The 21407-nt window shown below is 54.5% G+C and carries 21 protein-coding genes and 1 pseudogene; 17 read left to right on the forward strand and 5 right to left on the reverse strand.

What is annotated here, in order from left to right; translation table 11 throughout:
- Positions 1–234: 234 nt before the first annotated feature.
- On the reverse strand, positions 235–420 hold the full coding sequence (locus tag AB1S56_RS00735; protein ID WP_340873135.1) for a YjzC family protein: 186 nt from the start codon (positions 418–420) through the stop codon (positions 235–237).
- A 228-nt stretch (positions 421–648) separates the two neighbouring features.
- On the opposite strand from AB1S56_RS00735, the gene rpsF reads away from it, so the two are divergent.
- From rpsF to AB1S56_RS00755, 4 genes are all read left to right on the forward strand, one after another.
- Positions 649–933: a 30S ribosomal protein S6 gene (gene rpsF, locus AB1S56_RS00740; protein ID WP_340873138.1), complete on the forward strand. Its 285-nt coding sequence runs from the start codon at positions 649–651 to the stop codon at positions 931–933.
- Between the two features lie 38 nt (positions 934–971).
- A complete protein-coding gene (gene ssb / locus AB1S56_RS00745) occupies positions 972–1532 on the forward strand; it encodes a single-stranded DNA-binding protein (RefSeq protein WP_340873141.1) in 561 nt (186 codons plus the stop codon).
- Positions 1533–1557: 25 nt separating this feature from the next.
- Complete coding sequence (gene rpsR, locus AB1S56_RS00750; protein ID WP_340873143.1) at positions 1558–1839, forward strand: 30S ribosomal protein S18; 282 nt, start codon at positions 1558–1560, stop codon at positions 1837–1839.
- A 444-nt stretch (positions 1840–2283) separates the two neighbouring features.
- Positions 2284–3735 (forward strand): SulP family inorganic anion transporter, encoded by a 1452-nt coding sequence (locus tag AB1S56_RS00755; protein ID WP_340873145.1) that lies wholly within the window; start codon positions 2284–2286, stop codon positions 3733–3735.
- Positions 3736–3817: 82 nt separating this feature from the next.
- Here AB1S56_RS00755 and AB1S56_RS00760 read toward each other — a convergent pair whose 3' ends face one another.
- From AB1S56_RS00760 to AB1S56_RS00770, 3 genes are all read right to left on the reverse strand, one after another.
- Complete coding sequence (locus AB1S56_RS00760) at positions 3818–5215, reverse strand: TrkH family potassium uptake protein (RefSeq protein ID WP_340873148.1); 1398 nt, start codon at positions 5213–5215, stop codon at positions 3818–3820.
- On the reverse strand, positions 5202–5858 hold the full coding sequence (locus AB1S56_RS00765) for a TrkA family potassium uptake protein (RefSeq protein ID WP_340873151.1): 657 nt from the start codon (positions 5856–5858) through the stop codon (positions 5202–5204). The genes AB1S56_RS00760 and AB1S56_RS00765 overlap by 14 nt, the downstream gene beginning before the upstream one ends.
- A 106-nt stretch (positions 5859–5964) precedes the next feature.
- Complete coding sequence (locus AB1S56_RS00770; RefSeq protein WP_340873153.1) at positions 5965–6210, reverse strand: hypothetical protein; 246 nt, start codon at positions 6208–6210, stop codon at positions 5965–5967.
- 267 nt (positions 6211–6477) lie between these two features.
- Here AB1S56_RS00770 and AB1S56_RS00775 point away from each other — a divergent pair, with 267 nt between their 5' ends.
- From AB1S56_RS00775 to AB1S56_RS00805, 7 genes and pseudogenes are all read left to right on the forward strand, one after another.
- Positions 6478–9357 (forward strand): Na+/H+ antiporter subunit A, encoded by a 2880-nt coding sequence (locus AB1S56_RS00775; protein ID WP_340873159.1) that lies wholly within the window; start codon positions 6478–6480, stop codon positions 9355–9357.
- Positions 9358–9699, forward strand: coding sequence for a Na(+)/H(+) antiporter subunit C (locus AB1S56_RS00780; protein WP_340873161.1), 342 nt, complete (start codon positions 9358–9360; stop codon positions 9697–9699). It begins immediately after the preceding gene.
- Complete coding sequence (locus AB1S56_RS00785) at positions 9692–11218, forward strand: Na+/H+ antiporter subunit D (RefSeq protein WP_340873164.1); 1527 nt, start codon at positions 9692–9694, stop codon at positions 11216–11218. Before AB1S56_RS00780 ends, AB1S56_RS00785 begins: the two co-directional genes overlap by 8 nt.
- A 15-nt stretch (positions 11219–11233) precedes the next feature.
- A pseudogene (locus AB1S56_RS00790) lies at positions 11234–11566 on the forward strand (Na+/H+ antiporter subunit E); the annotation flags it as partial.
- Positions 11563–11856: a Na(+)/H(+) antiporter subunit F1 gene (locus AB1S56_RS00795; RefSeq protein ID WP_340873167.1), complete on the forward strand. Its 294-nt coding sequence runs from the start codon at positions 11563–11565 to the stop codon at positions 11854–11856. The pseudogene AB1S56_RS00790 and the gene AB1S56_RS00795, both read left to right, overlap by 4 nt.
- A gap of 7 nt (positions 11857–11863) precedes the next feature.
- The gene (gene mnhG / locus AB1S56_RS00800; protein WP_340873172.1) at positions 11864–12208 is read left to right on the forward strand and encodes a monovalent cation/H(+) antiporter subunit G; all 345 of its coding nucleotides are present in this window, start codon (positions 11864–11866) and stop codon (positions 12206–12208) included.
- A 156-nt stretch (positions 12209–12364) separates the two neighbouring features.
- Positions 12365–13722, forward strand: a protein-coding gene (locus tag AB1S56_RS00805; protein ID WP_340873814.1) for an IS1182 family transposase whose coding sequence is annotated in 2 segments (ribosomal slippage) — positions 12365–12929 and positions 12929–13722 — 1359 coding nt in all. Because the reading frame shifts where the segments join, the coding sequence is not laid out codon by codon here.
- A gap of 472 nt (positions 13723–14194) precedes the next feature.
- Here AB1S56_RS00805 and AB1S56_RS00810 read toward each other — a convergent pair.
- Positions 14195–14548 carry a DUF4870 domain-containing protein gene (locus AB1S56_RS00810; RefSeq protein WP_340871559.1) on the reverse strand — a complete coding sequence of 118 codons (354 nt, stop codon included), beginning with the start codon at positions 14546–14548 and terminating at the stop codon, positions 14195–14197.
- A gap of 214 nt (positions 14549–14762) precedes the next feature.
- Here AB1S56_RS00810 and AB1S56_RS00815 point away from each other — a divergent pair, with 214 nt between their 5' ends.
- The 6 genes from AB1S56_RS00815 to dnaB all read left to right on the forward strand — a co-directional run bounded on the left by AB1S56_RS00815 (position 14763) and on the right by dnaB (position 21295).
- A complete protein-coding gene (locus AB1S56_RS00815) occupies positions 14763–15827 on the forward strand; it encodes an LCP family protein (RefSeq protein WP_340871561.1) in 1065 nt (354 codons plus the stop codon).
- A 9-nt stretch (positions 15828–15836) separates the two neighbouring features.
- Positions 15837–16247 (forward strand): CBS domain-containing protein, encoded by a 411-nt coding sequence (locus tag AB1S56_RS00820; RefSeq protein ID WP_340871562.1) that lies wholly within the window; start codon positions 15837–15839, stop codon positions 16245–16247.
- Between the two features lie 148 nt (positions 16248–16395).
- Entirely contained in the window at positions 16396–17310 is a 915-nt protein-coding gene (locus tag AB1S56_RS00825; RefSeq protein ID WP_340871564.1) for a DUF2232 domain-containing protein, read from the forward strand.
- A gap of 18 nt (positions 17311–17328) precedes the next feature.
- Positions 17329–19290 (forward strand): DHH family phosphoesterase, encoded by a 1962-nt coding sequence (locus AB1S56_RS00830; RefSeq protein ID WP_340871566.1) that lies wholly within the window; start codon positions 17329–17331, stop codon positions 19288–19290.
- Positions 19287–19730 carry a 50S ribosomal protein L9 gene (rplI, locus tag AB1S56_RS00835; protein ID WP_340871567.1) on the forward strand — a complete coding sequence of 148 codons (444 nt, stop codon included), beginning with the start codon at positions 19287–19289 and terminating at the stop codon, positions 19728–19730. The genes AB1S56_RS00830 and rplI overlap by 4 nt, the downstream gene beginning before the upstream one ends.
- A gap of 197 nt (positions 19731–19927) precedes the next feature.
- Positions 19928–21295, forward strand: coding sequence for a replicative DNA helicase (gene dnaB, locus AB1S56_RS00840; protein ID WP_340871568.1), 1368 nt, complete (start codon positions 19928–19930; stop codon positions 21293–21295).
- Positions 21296–21407: the final 112 nt, after the last annotated feature.

Genomic DNA, 21407 nt, shown 5'->3' on the forward strand with positions numbered 1-21407 from the left:
AACAACGATCTGAAACATCTGAGCTTAAACGAAGTTAAGCTCTCGCGAATCAATGGAACGTGGAGTTACCTAAAGTGCTCTTTAGCACAACGCCTCGCTTTAACGTGAAGTGGATGAAATACTCAAGAGATCCTTGCACCCAGTAGGTCCAACGGAACCACACCTCTCTTCCACCGTCGAGATATAGAATAGCCCGAACGGAGATATGTTATTCACATTATCTCAATAAATAATTTAACGTTTCGGCATGCGGATCCACTTGCGCTCATGATTCGTATTCTCGGGGAAGCGTTCGCCCTTATGCAGCTTCACCTTCTTGGGATCCTCGATCCCCATGTGGAAATCATTGACGCCGGTCTCGATGTACGTGCCGTCGTTCGGAGCTTTGTCGCCTTGGTTAAACATTGTAAATTCACCCACTGCTAAGCACCTCCAGTCGAATTGGACAGCCGCGGTCAAGCGGTCACGTCCAATGGTTAGTATAGGCACGCCATGGGTGGCGCATGAGTGACAGATAACGGATGCTGGCCGATGTGGAACGGGCACTTGTCATGCTGTACATAATTTGATATAATATAGAGATGCGAGCCTAAGGCTCGTTCCTTGCTCCGCTTGCGGGGCCGTTAGTCCAAAAGGAGGTGAAACACAATGCGCAAATATGAAGTGATGTACATCATTCGTCCAGAAGTAGAGCAAGAGAACGTTCAAGCTCTGGTTGAAAAGTTCAATGGCATCATCTCCAACGGTGGCGAGGTTACGAAAACAGACGTAATCGGCAAACGCCGTCTTGCGTATGAGATCAACAAGCTTCGTGACGGATACTTCGTTCTGGTACACTTCAACGCTACAACTGAAGTTGTTAATGAACTTGACCGTATCATGAAGATTTCCGACGAAGTCATTCGTTCGTTGATCGTCAGAGACGTAGCTTAAGTCTAACGCAAGATTTGTTCAATGGGGAGGTCATGACATTGTTGAACCGTGTAATATTGATTGGCAGATTGACGAGAGATCCGGAGCTTCGTTATACGCCGGCAGGGGTTGCGGTTACGCAATTCACGTTAGCCGTGGACCGTCCGTTCAGCGGCGGCGAAGGGCGTGAGCGTGAAGCGGACTTCATTCCGGTCGTTACATGGCGTCAGCTGGCCGAGACGTGTGCCAATTACTTGCGCAAAGGCCGCTTAACGGCGGTTGAAGGTCGCATTCAAGTGCGGAACTACGAGAACAACGAGGGCAAGCGTGTGTATGTAACGGAAGTTATTGCAGACAATGTTCGGTTCCTGGAGTCGAGCCGCGAAGGCGGAGGACAGCAGCGTGAGGATAATGGCGGCGGATATGGCAGCGGCGGTAATAGCGGCAATGGCGGTGGCGGCTACAGCGGAGGAGGAGGCAACTCTTCTTACGGTGGGAGCAATAACGGCGGCGGCGGTTACAGCGGCAATCGTTCGAATCAATCACGGAACGACAACAATGATCCGTTCAAGGATGATGGACGCCCGATTGACATCTCAGAAGATGATTTACCATTCTAAATTTCAACGATAAGGAGGATGTACCATGAGCTTCAGACAAAGAGAAGGCGGCGATGAGCGTCCAGAACGCAAATTCGGCGGTCGCAAAGGCGGTCGTAACAAGCGCCGTAAAGTTTGTTTCTTCACTGTGAACAAAATTACTCACATTGACTATAAAGACACAGATCTGCTCAAGAAGTTTATCAGCGAGCGTGGCAAAATCTTGCCTCGTCGTGTAACAGGCACAAGCGCGAAATACCAACGCTTGCTGACTATCGCGATTAAACGTTCCCGTCAGATCGCACTGCTGCCTTACACGACTGAATAGTCGGATAAGCACAGCGAGAAGAAAGGCCTCCTTAGGAGGCTTTTTTTTATGTGAACAAACGACCATACTGTGGATAACTTTATGGACAAGAGTGGGGCAGGATGTGTGGAGCCAAGCGGGATAATGGGGTTTACACACAGTTAACAAGAGAATATCCACATGTTTTCCACAGGTCACCTTAGGACAAGGCACCGCCTTATCCACATGTAGATAAATGCACCCCTTTGCGGGGTTATCCACCTATTTATTAGATTTATTAAGAATAGGTGCGAGAAAAGAAGAAAACAGGCGAAAAGGCAATAAGTATGCGCTTACTTCAAATTTGGTTCATGAGAAACCGTTCGTCAGACTGTGTATAATGTTGACCATTGGATATCGGCCCCGACCTTTCTGAGAGTGGAAGGTCAACTACACATTATCATACGAAAGAGAGGCTATTTTATTTTGCTTACCCAACTAAAAAACACATGGTTTTTTAACGTGCGCGGCGATTTGCTGGCTGGCATCACGGTTGCGCTGGCCTTAATCCCGGAAGCGATCGCCTTCTCCATTATTGCGGGAGTGGACCCGATGGTCGGTCTGCATGCGTCGTTCTGTATTGCGGTCATTATCTCGCTGGTGGGGGGACGTCCCGGTATGATCTCCGCTGCAACGGGAGCGATGGCTGTATTGATGGTCACGCTTGTTGCGCAGCATGGACTGGAATACCTGTACGCTGCGACGATCCTGACAGGTATTATTCAGATCATTATCGGATTGCTGAAGCTAGGCCGGTTCATAACGTTTGTGCCGCATTCCGTCGTCATCGGCTTCGTGAATGCCCTTGCTATCCTGATCTTTATGACACAGCTGGTGCAGTTCAAGGGCGTAACCTGGGTCACCTATGCCCTGGTAGCAGCCACACTAGTCATCATCTACGGGCTGCCGCGCCTGACGAAGGCTGTTCCTTCCGCCCTGATCGCGATTGTCGTCATTACGACGATAACGGTGCTATTCGGCATTAACGTCAATACAGTAGGCGATATGGGCAACATCGAACGCGCATTGCCGCTGTTCCATGTGCCGGATGTCCTGTTTAACTGGGACACGCTGATGATTATCCTCCCTGTATCGCTGACGCTGGCGATTGTGGGTCTGCTGGAATCGTTGATGACGGCTACCATTCTCGATGAAGAGACGAATACAAAAAGCGATAAGAACAAGGAAGTGCGCGGTCAAGGCATCGCCAACACGGTAACGGGCTTCTTCGGCGGCATGGCGGGCTGCGCTATGATCGGCCAATCGGTCATTAATGTGAAGTCGGGCGGCAGAGGACGATTGTCTACGATGACCGCGGGCGTGGTGCTTCTGTTCCTCATTATGGTGCTCAGCGATGTCGTGAGGATCATTCCGATGCCGGCTCTTGTCGGGGTTATGATCATGGTGTCTATCGGTACGTTTAACTGGAGATCCATTCTGGACATTAAGAAAATACCGGTATCAGACACGATCGTTATGGCCACTACCGTAGCTGTTGTTGTATATACGCACGATCTCGCCAGAGGCGTCATTGTCGGCGTCATTATGAGCGCGCTCATCTTCGGCTGGAGAATGGCTAAGCTGAAGGTGGAGATGAAGGTGACGGAGAACGGCACGAAGCATTATCTCATTCGGGGTCAAATGTTTTTCGGCACAATGAGCCACTTCACGGAGCTATTCCAGCCGGAGCAGGACCCCGAGCATGTCGTGATCGACTTCTCCGCCTCTCACATCTGGGATCATTCAGCCGTTACCGCTATTGCGAAGGTGAACGCCAAATACGAGGCGCTGGGCAAGAAGGTAACGTTAGTGGGACTGAACGACGAAAGCCGCAAGCTGGTCGACCGAGTCGGGTTAGCCGCAGCGGGCGGGCATTAAGATCCGCAGCATTTGTATCATAGCAAAGGGCTCATACAGCAGACCAACGGGGTCGCTGCATGAGCCCTTTTTGTTTCTTCTCTTAACCGATGAGGATATGATCCTCGGGATAGCCAATCTTGGATTTGGCTTTCTTCTGTGCCAGCGCGTAGGCCAGGGTTAGCGGACCCAGTCTGCCCAGATACATCGTAATCGTCACGATGACCTTGCCGGCGTTCGACAGCTCTGACGTCAGACCCATCGACAGGCCCGTCGTGCTGAACGCGGACGTAGCCTCGAAGAGCACCTCCAGGAAATGATCCTCCAGCATGTTCTCCGTAATCGTCAGCAGAATAGTGATGAGAAGGACGAAGCACAGGGAGCTGATGACGACGGCCAGAGCGCGCATAACGGTATCCTCCGAGATGCGCCGGTTGAAGGCATGGATTTGGCCGCCGCCACGGAACGTGTTAATGGTGGCCAGAATGAGCACAACGACCGTATTCGTCTTGATGCCGCCACCTGTGCCGCCGGAGGCCGCGCCGATGAACATCAGAATGATGAGCAGGAACTGCGACACCGCCAGCATGCTTCCAATATCAATCGTATTGAAGCCGGAGCTTCGCGGCGTCATGCTCTGGAAGATAGCGGCCTGAATCCTCTCCCACAGCGTAAGCTGTCCGAAGGTTGCGCTGTTCCAGCTCTCCAGCAGGAACAGGAGCAGGAAGCCGATCACGAACAGGACGGAGGTAGCCAGCAGGACGATCTTGGAATGCAGTGACAGCTTGCGCCAGGACCGCTTGCGGAAGATGTCCACAACAACGATGTAGCCAAGGCCCCCCACAATGAACAGGATCAGAATGGTGAAGTTGACGATAGGATCGCCTACATAACGGCTCAGCCCGTCCGACCATAATGCAAAGCCCGCGTTATTGAAGGCAGAGATGGAATGGAACAGGGCGTAGTAGGCGGCTTTGCCAAGGCCCATCTCCGATTCCCAGCGAAGGGTCAGCACGAGAGTGGCGATCGATTCGAATAGGAATACGATAAGAACCATGTACAGCGACAGCCGGACCAAGCCTTGGGCGGAGGTGGACTGCGTCGTCTGCTGAATAATGAGACGCTGCTTCAGCCCGATTTTTTTGCCAAGCAGAATCGCAATCACGACACCCAGGGTCATGAATCCGATCCCGCCGATCTGGATAAGAATCATAATAATGACTTGTCCGTACACGGAGAAAGCGGAGCCTGTGTCCAGCACCACCAATCCATTCACGCAGACGGCGGATACGGAGGTGAACAGGGCGTCCAGCAGGCCAATGGATTGCCCCGTGCTGGAGGCGAACGGCATGCTGAGCAGAATGGCCCCGACCGTGATCAATACCAGGAAGACGGCTGTAATAAGCTGAGGTGGGCTAATATTGTTCTTCAGGCGATAGATAAGCCTCTCGATGTATGAGGAATCGCCCCGGCGAGAACGAAAAGCCTTATTCATAATCATTCTCGAGCTCTCGAATTTCTTCGTTGCTTCCGATAATAAGCAGAATATCGCCGGTGTGAATAGCGTCATCGGCTTTCGGCGATACGTTGATATGCTGGCCTTTCTTGATCGCCATAATGGTGCAGCCGTATTGGGCGCGGATGTCGAGCTCCTTCAACGACTTGCCGTTCATCGCTGCGGGAGCAAGAATTTCGGCGAGGTTGTAATCTGGCGACAGCTCGATATAGTCGATCAGCGTGTCGGAGCTTAGCTGGTTCCCCAGCCGCACGCCCATGTCACGCTCCGGATAGACCACATGATCCGCGCCGATCTTGCTCAGCACCTTGCCGTGCATCTCATTGCGCGCCTTGGCAGTCACCTTGGGCACCTTCAGCTCCTTCAGCAGCAGCGTCGTCAGAATGCTGGCCTGCAGATCGTCGCCTATAGCGACGATGCCATGCGTGAAGTTGCTGACGCCCAGCTCGCGGAGCACCTGCTCGTCCGTGCAGTCCGCCTGCAGCGCGTGTGTAGCAATGTTGGCCATCTCCTGAACGAGCTGCTCGCTCTTGTCGACGGCAAGCACCTCGTGGCCGTTCTGAATGAGTGTCCTTGTAATGCTGGAGCCGAATCGGCCCAGACCAATCACTAAAAATTGTTTTTTCATAGAATCACATCCTGTTAGTAATAGAAATGAATGGGACGTGCATAATGTTGGAAGAAATGTGCGTGCTGTGTAACATGATAGGAGACTGCCTGCTATTTGTCAAAGGTTATTGAGTCGCTTCGCCTTGGGCGGGACGGATGATTCGAACGTATTCTCGCGGACGGTACGGAATGAACGTAAATCCGTTCTGGCTGCTGTCGAAATCATTGTAAATCCGATAGGCTCCGTCGGGAAGCGGCGGACGCATATCATAAGGGAATCGCTCTTGCTTCATTTGATGGTGCAGAAGCGCGCCTGCCACAAGCAGAGAGAGGCAGAGCAGGGCGCAGATCGCAGCTTTAAGCTTCAACATGGGTATCACTCCTTTGTTAAGAGTAATCCCCTTGGCGTCTCTCTTTCATTCCCGCTCTGCCATAATTCTTTTGACACCGCATAAATCCCAGTCTATAATAATAATGATTTAGAGAGAAGTGAATAGGCATCAATCGGAGGAGCCTGCCAACAGCGGGCTTTTTTTGCGTTTTTTCGGAAAATAAGGAACCAGTAGCCGCTTGATTCCTGGGTAAAGTGGAAATACTGGTTAGAATTGCAAATGGATTGTGCTAAGGAGGCCTTTCAGTTGGTTTTTCTTCATTTCGCCATTATGATTCCTTTTTTGTTCGCGGTGCTCAGCCCCATCATGAAGAAGGCTGCGCCCAAAGTGCATACAGGCTGGTTCATGCTCCCGGCTCCCGCGGTGCTGTTCGCCTATATGCTGAGCTTGGTGCCCGGGCTGAACGGCGGCGGGGGCATTGTACAGGGCTCACTGGCCTGGATGCCGTCGCTTGGCGTGAGCTTCGACGTGTACGCCGATGGTCTGGGCATCCTGTTCTCGCTGCTCATTACGGGCATCGGCACGCTGGTTATTCTGTATTCCATCTATTATCTGGATCGCACGAAGGAGAAGCTTGAGCACTTCTACGTCTATCTCATGCTGTTCATGGGCGCTATGCTGGGGCTTGTGCTGTCCGACAATCTGATGGTGCTGTACGGCTTCTGGGAGCTGACGAGCATCTCGTCCTTCCTGCTCATTGCATTCTGGCAGGAACGGGAGCGGTCCCGTTACGGCGCCATGAAATCCATGGTTATCACGGTGGCTGGAGGCCTGGCGATGTTCGCTGGCTTCCTGATGCTCTATGTGATGGCCGGCACATTCAGCATCCGCGAGCTGATCGAGGTCGCTCCGACGCTGCTGAACGAAGGGCTGTTCCTGCCGGCGATGCTGCTGGTGCTGCTCGGTGCGTTCACCAAGTCGGCGCAATTCCCGTTCCATATCTGGCTGCCAGACGCGATGGAGGCGCCGACGCCGGTCAGCGCGTACCTGCACTCCGCCACGATGGTCAAAGCGGGCATCTACCTGGTAGCGCGCCTCAGCCCCGTCTTCGCGATGGAGGAGCTGTGGCTGTGGCTCGTAACGGGCTTCGGCCTGCTTACGCTTATCTACGCGTCCTACCGCGCGCTGAAGCAGACGGATCTGAAGGCGATGCTGGCCTTCTCGACAGTCAGCCAGTTGGGTCTCATTATGAGCTTATTCGGTCTCGGCTCGGCGTCCGTCTTCTATGCCGGAACGGATCAAGCGTCCTTCTACAGCAAAGCGACATTGGCGGCGATCTTCCATCTGATCAATCATGCGACGTTCAAAGGCGCGCTGTTCATGACGGCCGGTATCGTCGACCATGAGACAGGCACGCGGGATATCCGCAAGCTGGGCGGACTCATGTCGCTGATGCCCATTACGTTCACGATTGCCGTCATTGGCTCGTTCTCCATGGCCGGCATTCCGCCCTTCAACGGCTTCCTGAGCAAAGAGATGTTCTTCACGTCAGTGCTGAATATCAAGGACTCCGATCTTCTCGGCATGGACTTATGGGGTCTATTGATCCCTGCCATTGCGTGGACAGCCAGCGTATTCACGTTCGTCTACAGCATGCTGTTCGTATTCCGGACGTTCGGGGGCCAGCGCAAGACGGAGGAGCTTGCGAAGCAGCCGCATGAGGCGCCGCTTGGCATGCTGCTGCCGCCTGTTGTCCTGGCCTCGCTGGTTATCCTATTCGGCCTGTACCCGAATCTGCTGTCCTACACGATTATCGAGCCCGCTATGGCGGCGGTGCATCCCGGCCTGCTGGGCGCGGGCGAGAGGTTTATGGTGTCCATCCATCTCTGGCATGGCTTCAATGCGGAGCTGTTTATGACCATCGGCGTAGCGGCGCTGGGCATTGTGCTCTTCCGAATGCACGAGAAGTCGGCGGTGCTTAACGCGCCATTGTTCAGCCGCGTGTCGCTGAACCGCGCCTACGACGGAGGTCTCAAGGGGCTGGACCGCGTATCCCGGCGGATTACGAAATTATATATGACGGGCTCCATCCGGCAATATTTGATTTATATTTTCCTATTCCTCGTGGCATCCATCGGCTGGACGCTGTATGGGGAAGGGGCATTCCTGATCGACACGACGGGCTTCGCGGAGATGTCCTTCTATGAAGGCATCATTATTGTCGCGCTAATTCTGTCAGCCATTGCGGTGCCGTTCGCGACCTCACGCTTGATGGCCATTATCTTGACCGGCGTGGCGGGCTACATGGTCACCTTGTTCTTCGTTATATTCCGGGCGCCGGATCTGGCGCTGACGCAGATGATTGTGGAGACCGTATCGGTCGCCCTGTTCCTGCTCTGCTTCTACCACCTGCCCAAGCTGAAGAAGGAGGTTGTGAAGCTGCGGCTGAAGCTGTGGAACATGCTGATTGCGGTCAGCGTCGGCGCAGTGATGACTCTTGTGGCGCTCAGCGCCAGCGGCAGTCCGTCGTTCGAGTCGATCTCTCATTATTTCCTGGAAAATAGTTATAAGCTCGCAGGCGGCAAAAACGTCGTCAACGTCATTCTCGTCGACTTCCGCGGCTTCGACACCTTGCTGGAAATCGTCGTGCTCGGCATCGCCTCGCTTGGCATCTATGCGCTCATCCGCATTCGGCTGAAGGGGGACGAGGAGGAGCTGGCGGCGCCTCCGGGGGCGATGAAGCTGCTCCATACGGTGTATGGGCCGCGCAGCAACGACGTCATTCTGCGGACGGTATCCAAGCTGGCGATCGTCATTATTATGTGCTTCTCGCTCTACCTGTTCTATATGGGGCATCATCACCCGGGAGGCGGATTCATCGGGGCGCTCATGGCGTCGTCTGCTCTGCTGCTTATGGCGATGGCGTTCGGTATGGACAAAGTGCGCCGCGTCGTGCCTATCGACTTCCGCAGGCTGACGGCGGTTGGCATTCTCGTCGCGCTGCTGACGGGCATGGGCTCCTTCCTGTTCGACGCGCCGTTCCTCAGCCATACGTTCGACTACTTTGATATTCCGCTGCTCGGTGAGCTGGAGCTGGCGACGGCCACCTTGTTCGACCTTGGCGTCTATCTGACGGTCATCGGCGTGACGATGACGATTATATTCTCGATAGGGAGGGATCGATAGATGGAGCTCTATATGTCCTTGGCGATCGGCGTGCTGTTCACGGTGGGCGTCTACCTCATCCTGTCGAAGAGCTTGCTGCGCATCATTCTCGGCACCTCCTTCCTGACGCATGGGGTGCATCTGCTGCTGCTGACGATGTCCCGTCTGAAGACCGGCGCGGCTCCGCTGCTTGGGGAGAAGGCGGACGCTTATGTCGATCCGCTGCCGCAGGCGCTCATTCTGACGTCGATTGTCATCAGCTTCGGCGTCACGTCATTCTTCTTCGTGCTGGCCTACAAGGCTTACCGGAAGCTTGGCACGGACGATATGGAGCAGCTGAAGGGGGACAATCATCATGAATAACTGGCTGGTGCTTCCGCTGCTGGTTCCGTTATGCACGGCGGTATTGCTTGTCTTGGTCAAAAATCAAATCCAGCTGCAGCGCGTTATCAGCGTCATCAGCGCTCTGCTCAATATTGGCGTAGCAGCCTATATGCTGTACCAGGTGAAGACGGAGGGCATTCAGACGCTGTATATGAGCGGCTGGGTTCCGCCGTACGGGATTGTGTTCGTGGCCGATATGCTCGCCGCGCTGCTCGTCCTGACGACCACGATTATCGGCTTGTTCTGCCTGCTCTTCTCGTTCCGCAGCATTGGGGAGGAGCGCGAGCGCTATTATTATTATCCGCTGCTTCAATTCCTGATCGTGGGTGTATGCGGCTCGTTCCTGACCGGTGACATCTTCAATCTGTTCGTCTGCTTCGAGGTCATGCTGATCTCCTCATACGCGCTTATTGTGCTGGGCGGCACGAAGCTGCAGCTTCGGGAATCCATCAAATATATGCTCATCAACATTTTGTCCTCGGCGCTGTTCGTTGCGGCAGTGGCTTATCTGTATGGCGTTACAGGAGCCCTCAACATGGCGGACCTGTCGGTTCGCGTAGCGGAAGCGGGGCAGGGGGGCGTGCTGAACGCGATCGCCATTCTATTCCTGGTCGTGTTCGCGCTGAAGGCGGGCTTGTTCCTGTTCTTCTGGCTGCCGGGCTCCTACGGGGCGCCGCCGACGCCAATCGCGGCGATCTTCGCGGCGCTCCTGACCAAGGTAGGGCTGTATGCGCTGCTTCGCACGTTCACGCTTATCTTCTATCATGACCAGGCCGTGACGCATAGCTGGATTGGCTGGATGGCGGGGGCGACGATGGCGCTTGGCGCGTTCGGCGCGCTGGCATACCGGGACGTTCCTCGCATTCTGAATTACAATGTCATTATAAGCGTTGGGTTTATCGCGTTTGGCCTGGCTGCTGCGACGAACGATTCTCTGGATGGAGCGGTATTCTACCTTCTTCACGATATGCTCGCGAAGGCGCTGCTCTTCCTGCTGGGAGGCATGATGATAACCGCGGCCGGCACGAAGGAGCTGTCCGGCATGGGCGGCTTGATCCGCAAGCATCCTTATATGGGCTGGATGTTCTTCGTGACAGGCCTTGCCATTGCCGGTATACCGCCGCTCAGCGGCTTCGCAGGCAAGCTGATGATCGTGCGCGGCGGTCTTGAGGACGGCCAGTACGCGCTGGCGGCGCTGTCCCTCGCCTCCAGCTTCATCGTGCTGTATTCGCTCGTCCGTCTGTTCATGGCGGCGTTCTGGGGCGAGGCGCGGAGCTCCTCTCTAGAGGGAGCCGCTCGCTCAAGACTGCCGCTTGATGCGGCTGAACGCCGTCAGGCCGGCATGAGCCTCCGACTGCAGCTGCTGCCGGCAGCGGGCTTGCTCGTCCTGGTCATCGCGATGGGACTTGGGGCGGAGTGGATCTACGGATTCGTCAGGGAGGCGGGAGATACGCTGACCCAGCCGTCTCTGTACATCGACGCGGTGCTAAAGGAGTAGATGATGATGATCGGCTATATAAGACGAGGCTGGGCTGTTGTGAAGCTGTTCGTGCTGTTCAACCGGGAGCTGCTGCTCTCAAGCTATGATGTGCTGGTCCATATTCTCCGGCCGCGGCTTACCATCCGCCCCGGCATTGTGGAGCTGAAGACCAAGCTCCGGTCGAACACGGAGATTACGCTGCTCTCCTGTCTCATCTGCTTGACGCCCGGCACACTGACGCTGGATGTGGGCAATGACGGAGAGACTCTGTATATTCACGCGATGGATATAGAAGACGCGGAGGAGCTGGCGGAGCAAATCAGGAGCACGTTCGAGCGTGCCATTATGGAGGTGACGAGGGCATGATGAACGGACTGCTGCTGGCATCGCTTATTCTCTTGTCCCTCGCCATCCTAGGCAGCCTGTTCAGGCTGCTGGCGGGACCGTCCATTCCGGACCGTATCGCGGCGCTGGACACAATCGGCATTCTGCTGCTCGCGATGATCGCGGTGATCGGCATGCTGCTGAGGACGACGGCTTATTTCGACATCGTGTTGCTTATCGGCATTCTTGCCTTCATCGGAACGACAGCGTTTGCCCGATATATCGAAAGGGGGGTCGTGCTTGAATCCGGAGACGATCGAGAACATCATTGAGCTCATTATGGGCTTGCTGGTCCTGCTTGGGGCAATAGTGGCTGTTATCAGCGTCATCGGCCTCATAAGGCTGCCCGACGTCTATCTGCGCTCTCATGCCGCGACCAAAAGCGCCACGCTTGGCGTGCTGCTAATCCTGAATGGCGCATTCCTGTACTTCTGGATCATGGAGGGCCACTTCAGCATCAAGCTGCTGCTGGGCATTGTGTTTGTATTCCTGACGGGCCCCGTCGGCGGCCATCTGAACGGACGCGCCGCTTACCGCTCGGGCGTGTCGCTCTGGAAGGGCAGCGTTCGCGATGACCTGAAGGAGGATTTGAAGCGGGAGCGGCTGGAGAGCCGTGAGGGCTGAGCTTGCGAGTCTGGTTACAGAAAGAGGGCGTTGCAGAATGGCAACGCCCTCAGCCTGTTGATAAACCTCAACAGGCTTTTCTATTGCATTATTTCTTTATCGATTTACCGCGTTAATATAGTGTAATATTATTAACTTACTTAAGGAGTTGTTAGGATGTTACGTTCTAATTCAAACATTCAAAATAGCTACGAATTTGTGTGCCTCGAGGATCTCGTTCCGCAGAATCACCAACTCCGAAAAATACATAAGCACGTCGACTTCTCCTTCATTCTCGAAAAGGTCAAACCCTATTATTCAGTAGATAATGGACGCCCATCTGTCAATTCCATTATGCTCTTTAAAATGATGTTCATTGGTTATTTGTACGGGATCCGCTCTGAGCGCCAACTCGAACAAGAAGTGCAGCTCAACAATGCCTACCGGTGGTTTGTTGGTCTGGGACTTACGGATCGAGTACCCGACCATAGCACACTAAGCCTGAATCGGAAACGACTCGCGGACAGTAATCTTGTCCAAGAGATATTTGACCATATTGTCTTCAAAGCAATTGAACTTCGTATGGTGGCAGGCCGCGTCCTAGTTACGGATTCTACGCATCTTAAAGCGAATGCCAATAAGCGAAAATTCGTCAAACAAGAAGTTGAGAAGAGTGTAAAAAACTATCTCGACGAGCTGGACGCAGCCGTTGAAGCAGACAGAGCATCGAACGGAAAAAAGCTCTAAAACCTCGAAAGGTGGTGACGGAAAAGAAGGAAACAAAGATAAGCACAACGGACCCTGAGAGCGGCTATATGGTGCGCGACGGTAAGCCAGAGGGCTTCTTCTATCTTGATCACCGCACGGTTGACCATAAATACAACATCGTTACGGATGTGCACATCACGCCAGGAAATGTCCATGATTCGACGCCTTATTTAGATCGCCTTGAACTCCAGGTAAAGAAATTCGGGTTTGAACAGTCGCTTGAAGCCGTTGCTTTGGATGCAGGTTACTTTACAGCTTCGATTTGCAGGAAACTTCACAAAAAGAACATTTACGCTGTCATTGGTGGCAGAAGCTTTACCCCTGTAAAAGGATTAATTGCGAAATGGCGCTTTAAATATGATCCGGAACACAACGTCTACATCTGTCCGCAGAAGCACGAACTGCCTTATTCCACAACCGACCGGGATGGATACCGCCACTACAAGTCTGACCCAAAGATATGCGCAGCGTGCCCCATGCTGCATGAATGCACGCGTTCGAAAAAGAAACAGCGAGTGCTCACGCGGCACGTGTGGCAAGACAGCAAGGAATGGGTCAAGCAGAACGGTCGCAGCCGTTCTGGCAAATATCTTTACCGATTACGATACCAAACTGTTGAGCGAAGTTTCGCGGATGCCAAAGAGCTCCACGGACTTCGCTATTGCCGGTTTCGGGGACAGAAAAAAGTCCTGGAACAGGCATTGATGACCGCCCTCGTTCAGAACGTAAAGAAGATCGCCAACCACCTAGCCAAGCAGGTAGGGTAAGGCGATCTTCTTTGATTTCATATACGAATATTTAAATAAATAACCTTCTCTGTAGAACAAGGCCCCAGAAATCTGGGGCTTTGTCAACAGCCTGAGGGCGTTGCAGAATGGCAACGCCCTCCTTGTGTCCAGCGTACTGTGTCTCCGTTAATAAGCAGCTGGAGGTGTTGGTGTGAGCATCTTCGCGCGGTTCGGACGCCACAACGCTAACGGACAAAAAATGCGCCTAGAGCTCGAATTTGGCGCTTTCCAGCCTGTAACGGTCACATTTGACGCTTAGCCCTTCTAAACGCACCGACTTTCCCTCAAGTGTCGTTCTAACGTTCGAAAATGTCTGTTACAATTTCGAGCGACCCATTAGAAGGGTGTAAAGTTTTTTTTTGTCCGTTAGAAGCCTCAATGGTACGGTTGGCATCGTCGAGACGATGGCAAGGGGGAAAATGTTGGTCAAGGACGCCGTCAGGCGTTTTTCTTAGAAGCTGCTGCCCTGCTTCTCGATCCAGTCGCCGATGAGGGGGAGCTTGTACATGCGGCCCTGCAGCGCCAATAACATGAGGGCAATCCAGAGCAGGAATGAGAGCGGGCTGAGAATAAGAGCGAACAGCCAGCCGATGAGCGGCAGGCTTCCCAGGATAAGGCTGGCGACGATCAGCACGACGGAGATGACGATGGACTGCAGGGCGTGGAACTTCACGAAGCGGCTCTTCTTCTCCAGCATGAGAAACACAATTCCTGTAATAAAGCCGAACAAGTAGCAGAGCAAGCCTGCCACCTTGGGGTCCAATCCCGTGGAGGAGGGATCGGGGTTGACTTGTATCGGTTGCATAAGGGCTGCACATCCTCTCTTGGACATCTTCTTGCCAAGATTGTATTCGGCAGCCCAGCGGGATAGACCAATGGCAGGAATGTAAATGGCGCTGGCAAGCTTTACCAGAGGATCCGTTGTAACGGCTTTGTAACCTGTACGCGGTTCGCTTCGTCTAGAATGGGTAGTGGTACGATAGAAGACGAATGAAGGCGGATTGGAGAGAACAAAGTCGATGAAAAAAATCAAAAAATCGTATATATTCGGAATGATAGCGCTGGTGCTGCTGACGGCAGCCTATATGAACCGCCAAACGCTGGCGATGGCGGGGTTCGATTGGTTCCTGCAAGGCGAGGTGGAGGACAGGCTGGCGGATACGTATAAGCCCGTTGATCGGGATGTGAAGACAGTGCCAGTACCGGTGAGCGCTGCTCTGGAGGAGGACCCCTTCTCTGTGCTGCTGATCGGTGTCGATCAGCGCGACAATGAAATCGGGCGATCCGACACGCTGATCTACACGGTAGTAAGGCCAAGCGATGGCAGCATGCTGCTCGTGTCGCTTCCAAGGGATCTGTATGTGGAGCTGGCAGGCAAGGGTCGCGCGGACAAAATCAATCATGCCTTCGCCTTCGGAGGAGCGGGCCTCACGATGGATACGGTGGAGCAGCTGCTGGACGCCCCCGTCGACCACTATGCCTCCATCAACTTCGAGGGCTTCCGTGAAGCCATTAACGCGATCGGCGGGATTGCGCTGCCCATCGAGGAGGATATCGTCAATGATGATCCCGGACATGAATATTTTGTCATCGAGGGCGGGCAGGACCTGTATAACGGCACGGATGCGCTCAATTTCGTCCGCTACCGAGAGGATGCGGGCGGCGATGTAAGCCGAACAGAGCGACATCAGCAGTTCCTTCATGCTATGATAGAGAAGGCGAAGGGCATGAAGCAGTGGAGCCAAATTCCGGAGCTGATCGACATTATGGGCGACAACTTCAGCACGGACATGACTCCAGGGAAGCTGATTGACCTGGCCCAGAGGCTGATTCAAGCCGATAACCGTATGATGTACAGTCATACGCTGCTTGGATACGGGCATCGCCTGGTTCAAGGCGGGGCGTGGTATTATTTTGCCGATGAAGAGGATCTGGCGAGTGTGCAGACCATGATTCGGAGCTGGCTGGATGCCGATACGACACAAGCGAGCTTGCGGCTTCCCCCTAAGTATGAAGAGCTAGAGCTTCAACAGAAAGAGGTACAATCGCTCGCTATGGATGAAACGGCGAACGAAACGGAGTGAACGATACCAATGAATATTGCTTTTTTCTTGCTGCCCAAGCAGGAGGTCGTGTGCCTCCCGCATGATGCGACGCTTAGGCAGGCGCTGGAGCGGATGGAGTATCACCGCTATGCCGCTGTTCCGATTCTGAACGACGAGGGCGGCTACGTCGGGACAGTGACGGAGGGTGATCTGCTATGGTTCATGAAGAACCGGGCGGACCTGACGTTCGAGAGCGCGAATAAGGTGCGGCTTGCCGATGTGCCGCTGCGCATGAGCAACAAAACCGTCAATATTGACTCCAATATGGACGACCTGATCTCCCTGGCCAAAGTGCAGAACTTTGTTCCAGTGGTGGACGACCGCAATCATTTTATCGGCATTGTACGCCGCAGTGAAATTATTGATTATTGCCAGAAGGGATTGTCTCAACGAATCTAGCTAGATTCGGCGGGACGTCCCTTCCCTGCGTTTCATGAGGGTAATGGGACAGGCTTGCCTTCATTTGGAGAGCGACATTGCGTGCGGCAGGCTGCTTTTATGCTATAATGGCTAATGAATGCCTATTAATTGACTGATTTCGTAAGAGGTGAACCGATTGAAGACTGGGCCTAGACCCTTGTTATGGAGCGGGGCGGCGCTGCTGTTGCTGCTCATGCTTGCCGTCCCTGTATTGAATTTGCCTGCGCTGCTGCTTCTGATGGTGCCGTATGCGGTGCTGTACGCGACGTTGTCGCGAGGCGCCTTCCTGCTGCATCTGCTCCCTGTTTGGTTAATGGCTGGCTTGATCGCCGGTCCGGGTGTGCTTATATTTGGCTTGTTCTTCCTGCTGCCCGGCATTGCGATGGGACATCTGTACCGCAAAGCAGCACCCGCGTCCAAGGTCATTCGTGTTGTCACGCTGATCATGCTTGCCCAGCTTATGCTGGAGCTGCTGTTGTTCGAGATGATTCTGGACCTATCGCTGCTGGATGAGATGAGCAGCACGATCCGGGCGACGCTGGAATCGGTAGGCGCGGAATATATGGCGGCAGCCGGCTGGAGCGATGAGCAGACGGAATTGCTTATTCAGATGATCATTCATATGATCCCGCTGACCTTCATTGTGATTTCGTTTATGGTGACGGTGCTCTCGCATTACATTGCCCGCAGGGCTGTGCTGCGCAGCGGCCTCGATGTGCCGGCCTTTCCACAGGCGAAGGACTGGCGCTTGCCGCGCGTCCTCGTTGTGTATTATTTGATCGCTTACGTCATTGATCTGGTAATGGCGGCAGGGGACGACTCCTTCCTCGCCGTAGCGGTTATGAATTTGGTGCCGCTCCTCAGCTATGTGTTCGCGATTCAAGCGGTTGGATTCTTTTTCTTCATCGCGCATGAGCGAGGATGGAACAAGGCGGTTCCGATTCTAATCGCCATCCCTGTGCTGCTGATTCAGCCGCTGAGCTTGATTGGCGTTCTGGATACTGCTTTTCCTATACGGAAATCATTTACCAAATCCAAATAGCACAGGAGCGAATGGGAAATGCCTAAGTTTCTAATTACGAGATGGCACGGAATGCATCACATTGTCGCTCTTGCGGTTATGCTGCTGCTGTCTGCCGGGCTCGCCTGGTACGAATGGGTAGCCGGCGCAGTGGCTTTGGCGATGACGATTGGCGTGGCCGTCTATACCTTCTTCGCGGAGAAGGCCTTCCGCAAGGATCTGAAGGCTTATCTCGGGACGTTGTCCTACCGCGTGAAGAAAGGCGGCAATGATGTTATCAGCGAGCTGCCGTTCGGTATTATTATTTATAATGAAGAACGTATTGTGGAGTGGCACAATCCTTATATTGCCCAGCTGATGGAGCGGGAGAATGTGATCGGCACGCCGCTGACGGAGCTGTTCCCTACGCTGCAGCACGCCAAGGACCGGGAGGGCACCGTGGAAGCCGCTGTCGGCAATCACATGTATCAGCTGATCTTCCGGCCGAAGGAGCGCATCCTGTATGTGAAGAACATTACCGATTTGTGGCAGCTGGGCCGCAAATATGAGGATGAGAAGCTGTCGCTGGGCGTGGTTATGATCGACAACCTGGAGGAAGTGACGCAGGGACTCGACGATCATCAGCGCGGGACGATGCTGTCCAAGGTGACGACGGAAATTACGGAGTGGGCGCAAAAGTACAAAATTTATTTGAAGCGCCTGACCTCTGACCGCTTCCTGCTCATTACCGATCACAAGACGCTGCGCCAGCTGGAGCAGTCGCGCTTCGTCATTCTGGATGAGGTGCGGGAGATGACGGGCGAGCAGAAAATTCCCGTTACGCTCAGCATCGGCTTCGCGGCCGGCGCCGAGCATGTGGTCGAGATTGGACAGTGGGCGCATACGAGCCTCGACATCGCGCTTGGCCGCGGCGGCGACCAGGCCGCCGTCAAGGTAGGCGGCAGACAGTCGTTCTATGGCGGCAAGTCCAACGCGGTAGAGAAGCGGACTCGCGTCAGAGCGCGCGTTGTCGCGCATGCGCTGCGCGATCTGATCCGCGAGAGCCACAACGTGATGATTATGGGGCATAAGCTGCCGGACATGGACTCTGTTGGCGCAGCGGTTGGCGTCCTGAAGGCGGCTCAGCTATTCGGCAAGGAAGCCTATATCGTGCTGGAGGGCCTCAATCCTTCTATCGAGAAGATGATGGAGCTGATCCGCGAGGATGAGAAGCTGTCCAAGCGGTTCGTGCATCCTGACCAGGCGCTGGCGCTGATGACGCCGCAGACGCTGACGATCGTGGTTGATACGCATAAGGCGTCCATGCTGAAGGAGCCGAAGCTGCTCAGCCACTCCGAGCGAGTAGTGGTCATCGACCATCATCGCAGGGGCGAGGAGTTCATACCGAACGCGATTCTCGTGTACCTGGAGCCGTACGCTTCTTCGGCCTGCGAGCTGGTCACGGAGCTGCTGCAATATATTCACGAACGGGTCGGCCTGGATGTGCGCGAGGCAACGGCGCTGCTCGCCGGCATTACGGTTGATACGAAGAGCTTCTCGCTCCGCACGGGGGCGAGAACGTTCGAAGCGGCGTCGTTCCTGCGACGGAACGGCGCGGACACCATGATCATCCAGCGTATGCTTCAGGAGGACCTGGATGAATACGTGAGCAAGGCGGAGATCATTAAGCACGCGCATGTATACTTCGATCATGTGGCAATTGCCGACGCAGAGAGCGGCAAGAGGTATCCTCAGCTGTTGATTGCGCAATCGGCTGATACGCTGCTGAATATGACGGATATTCTGGCCTCCTTCGTCATCGCGGAGAGACCGGATGGCCTTGTCGGCATCAGCGCGAGATCGCTCGGCGGAATGAATGTCCAGATCGTGATGGAACGGCTGGGCGGCGGCGGGCATCTGACGAACGCGGCGGCGCAATTCGAGGGTACCGTTGAGGAAGCCAAGATCAAACTGATGGAAGTGCTGGAACAAATAGAATCGGAAGAGGGGTTGTTCGAATGAAAGTTATCTTCTTGCAAGACGTGAAGGGCCAGGGAAAGAAGGGCCAAGTAAAGGATCTGTCGGAGGGTTATGTACGCAATTTCCTGCTGCCTAAGGGACTCGCCAAGCTGGCGTCTGACGGCAACCTGAAGACGCTGGAGGTGCAGAACGCCTCCGAGCTGAAGCGCAAGCAGAAGGAGAAGGAAGACGCTCAGGCGCTGGGCAAGCGTCTTGAGGAGATGACCGTCGTCATCAAAGCAAAATCCGGCGAAGGCGGCCGTCTGTTCGGCGCCATTACGAGCAAGCAAATCGCCGAGGCGCTCGAAGCGCAGGGCATTAAGATCGACAAACGCAAAATCGAGCTGGAGGATCCCATCCGCACACTCGGCGTCACGCAGGTGAGCGTCAAGCTTCACCCTGAAGTAAAAGCCAAGATGAGCGTCCAGACGGCAGAAGAGTAAGCGACGAGACGAGCGAGGCAGCGAAGAGAAGAGGGTTGTTCCGTAGAAACGAAGTGTTCGCCTTTGCAGCCTCCATTCCAACCGCTTTGCGGGTAAAGTTGAAAGGAATGGAGCTGGAACAGCGATCGTAGGAATAACCCTCGCTCGCAGCGAGCTTCCGCGAAGACATGCAAGCGATACTTAAAAGGAGGCGCACGATGAGTACCCATACGGAACTGATGTTCGACCGCGTTCCGCCGCAGAACATGGAGGCGGAGCAAGCGGTCATTGGCGCGATCCTGCTTCAGCCGGAAGCGTTAATTACGGCGATGGAGCGGGTTCGCAGCGAGGATTTCTACAGCAGCGGACATCAACGTATCTACGAGGCGATGATCGAGCTGGCTGAGGCCAATCAGCCCGTCGACCTTGTAACCCTGACGGCGCATCTGCAAGACCAGGGCCTGCTGGAGGAAACCGGCGGCGTCAGCTACTTGGCCAAGCTGGCGAATGCCGTTCCGACGGCGGCCAATGTGGATTATTACGCGCAGATTGTGGAAGAGAAGTCCATGCTGCGCCGCCTCATTCGCACGGCTACTAATATCGTAACGGATGGGTATGCTAACTCCGAGGATGTAGGGGTGCTGCTGAGCGACGCGGAGAAAAAGATTCTCGAAATCTCGAATCGCCGCTCCAGCAGCGGCTTCGTCTCGATCCGCGACGTGCTGATGGAGGTATTCGAGAAGGTCGAATTCCTCTACTCCAACAAGGGAGGCTCCACTGGCATTCCCTCGGGCTTCGTGGATCTAGACCGCATGACGGCTGGCTTCCAGCGAAGCGACCTCATCATCGTCGCTGCCCGTCCCTCCGTCGGCAAGACCGCCTTCGCGCTGAACGTCGCCCAGAACGTAGGCGTTAGGGCGAAGGAAACGGTAGCGATCTTCTCGCTGGAGATGTCCGCGGCCCAGCTTGTGCAGCGTATCATATGCGCCGAGGCGAATGTCGACGCGACGCGCATGAGAACCGGTACGCTGGAGGGCGACGACTGGGAGAAGCTTACGATGGCCATCGGCGCCTTGTCGGAGGCTGAGATCTATATCGACGACACGCCGGGCATTACCGTCGCGGATATTCGCGCCAAGTGTCGCCGCCTGAAGAAGGAGCGGGGTCTCGGCATGATTCTGATCGACTACCTGCAGCTGATTCAGGGCCGGGGCAAGGCCGGAGAGAACCGCCAGCAGGAGGTATCCGAGATTTCCCGTACGCTCAAGATGATTGCGAGGGAGCTTGAGGTGCCCGTCATAGCACTGTCCCAGCTCAGCCGCGGCGTCGAGCAGCGGCAGGACAAGCGTCCCATGATGTCTGACCTTCGGGAATCGGGTTCGATCGAGCAGGATGCCGATATTGTCGCGTTCCTGTACCGGGACGATTATTACGACAAGGAATCCGAGAAAAAAAATATTATCGAAATTATTATCGCCAAGCAGCGGAACGGGCCCGTCGGAACGGTCGAGCTCGTCTTCCTGAAGCAATATAATAAATTCGTCAGCCTGGACCGCACGCATATCGATCCATCACAGGCTTCTTAGAATTCCGAACAATTGCTGGGGGCACCTTGCAATTGTTCGTTTTTTCGTTTGACTTCCGCTGGGGAGACTGCTACACTAGTAGTGCTGTCTTCTGGCCATGCGACGCGTTAAA

The organism is Paenibacillus sp. PL2-23 (assembly GCF_040834005.1).
Classification (GTDB): Bacteria; Bacillota; Bacilli; order Paenibacillales; family Paenibacillaceae; genus Pristimantibacillus.

Excerpts from the sequence above, each read along its gene's own strand:
- mnhG (WP_340873172.1), top strand. The coding sequence starts at position 11,864 with ATGGGCTTGCTGGTCCTGCTTGGGGCAATAGTGGCTGTTATCAGCGTC.
- AB1S56_RS00810 (WP_340871559.1), bottom strand. The coding sequence starts at position 14,548 with ATGCAACCGATACAAGTCAACCCCGATCCCTCCTCCACGGGATTGGAC.
- AB1S56_RS00765 (WP_340873151.1), bottom strand. The coding sequence starts at position 5,858 with ATGAAAAAACAATTTTTAGTGATTGGTCTGGGCCGATTCGGCTCCAGC.
- dnaB (WP_340871568.1), top strand. The coding sequence starts at position 19,928 with ATGAGTACCCATACGGAACTGATGTTCGACCGCGTTCCGCCGCAGAAC.
- rplI (WP_340871567.1), top strand. The coding sequence starts at position 19,287 with ATGAAAGTTATCTTCTTGCAAGACGTGAAGGGCCAGGGAAAGAAGGGC.
- rpsR (WP_340873143.1), top strand. The coding sequence starts at position 1,558 with ATGAGCTTCAGACAAAGAGAAGGCGGCGATGAGCGTCCAGAACGCAAA.
- AB1S56_RS00830 (WP_340871566.1), top strand. The coding sequence starts at position 17,329 with ATGCCTAAGTTTCTAATTACGAGATGGCACGGAATGCATCACATTGTC.
- AB1S56_RS00820 (WP_340871562.1), top strand. The coding sequence starts at position 15,837 with ATGAATATTGCTTTTTTCTTGCTGCCCAAGCAGGAGGTCGTGTGCCTC.
- AB1S56_RS00795 (WP_340873167.1), top strand. The coding sequence starts at position 11,563 with ATGATGAACGGACTGCTGCTGGCATCGCTTATTCTCTTGTCCCTCGCC.
- AB1S56_RS00770 (WP_340873153.1), bottom strand. The coding sequence starts at position 6,210 with ATGTTGAAGCTTAAAGCTGCGATCTGCGCCCTGCTCTGCCTCTCTCTG.
- AB1S56_RS00815 (WP_340871561.1), top strand. The coding sequence starts at position 14,763 with ATGAAAAAAATCAAAAAATCGTATATATTCGGAATGATAGCGCTGGTG.
- AB1S56_RS00760 (WP_340873148.1), bottom strand. The coding sequence starts at position 5,215 with ATGATTATGAATAAGGCTTTTCGTTCTCGCCGGGGCGATTCCTCATAC.
- AB1S56_RS00785 (WP_340873164.1), top strand. The coding sequence starts at position 9,692 with ATGAATAACTGGCTGGTGCTTCCGCTGCTGGTTCCGTTATGCACGGCG.
- rpsF (WP_340873138.1), top strand. The coding sequence starts at position 649 with ATGCGCAAATATGAAGTGATGTACATCATTCGTCCAGAAGTAGAGCAA.
- AB1S56_RS00780 (WP_340873161.1), top strand. The coding sequence starts at position 9,358 with ATGGAGCTCTATATGTCCTTGGCGATCGGCGTGCTGTTCACGGTGGGC.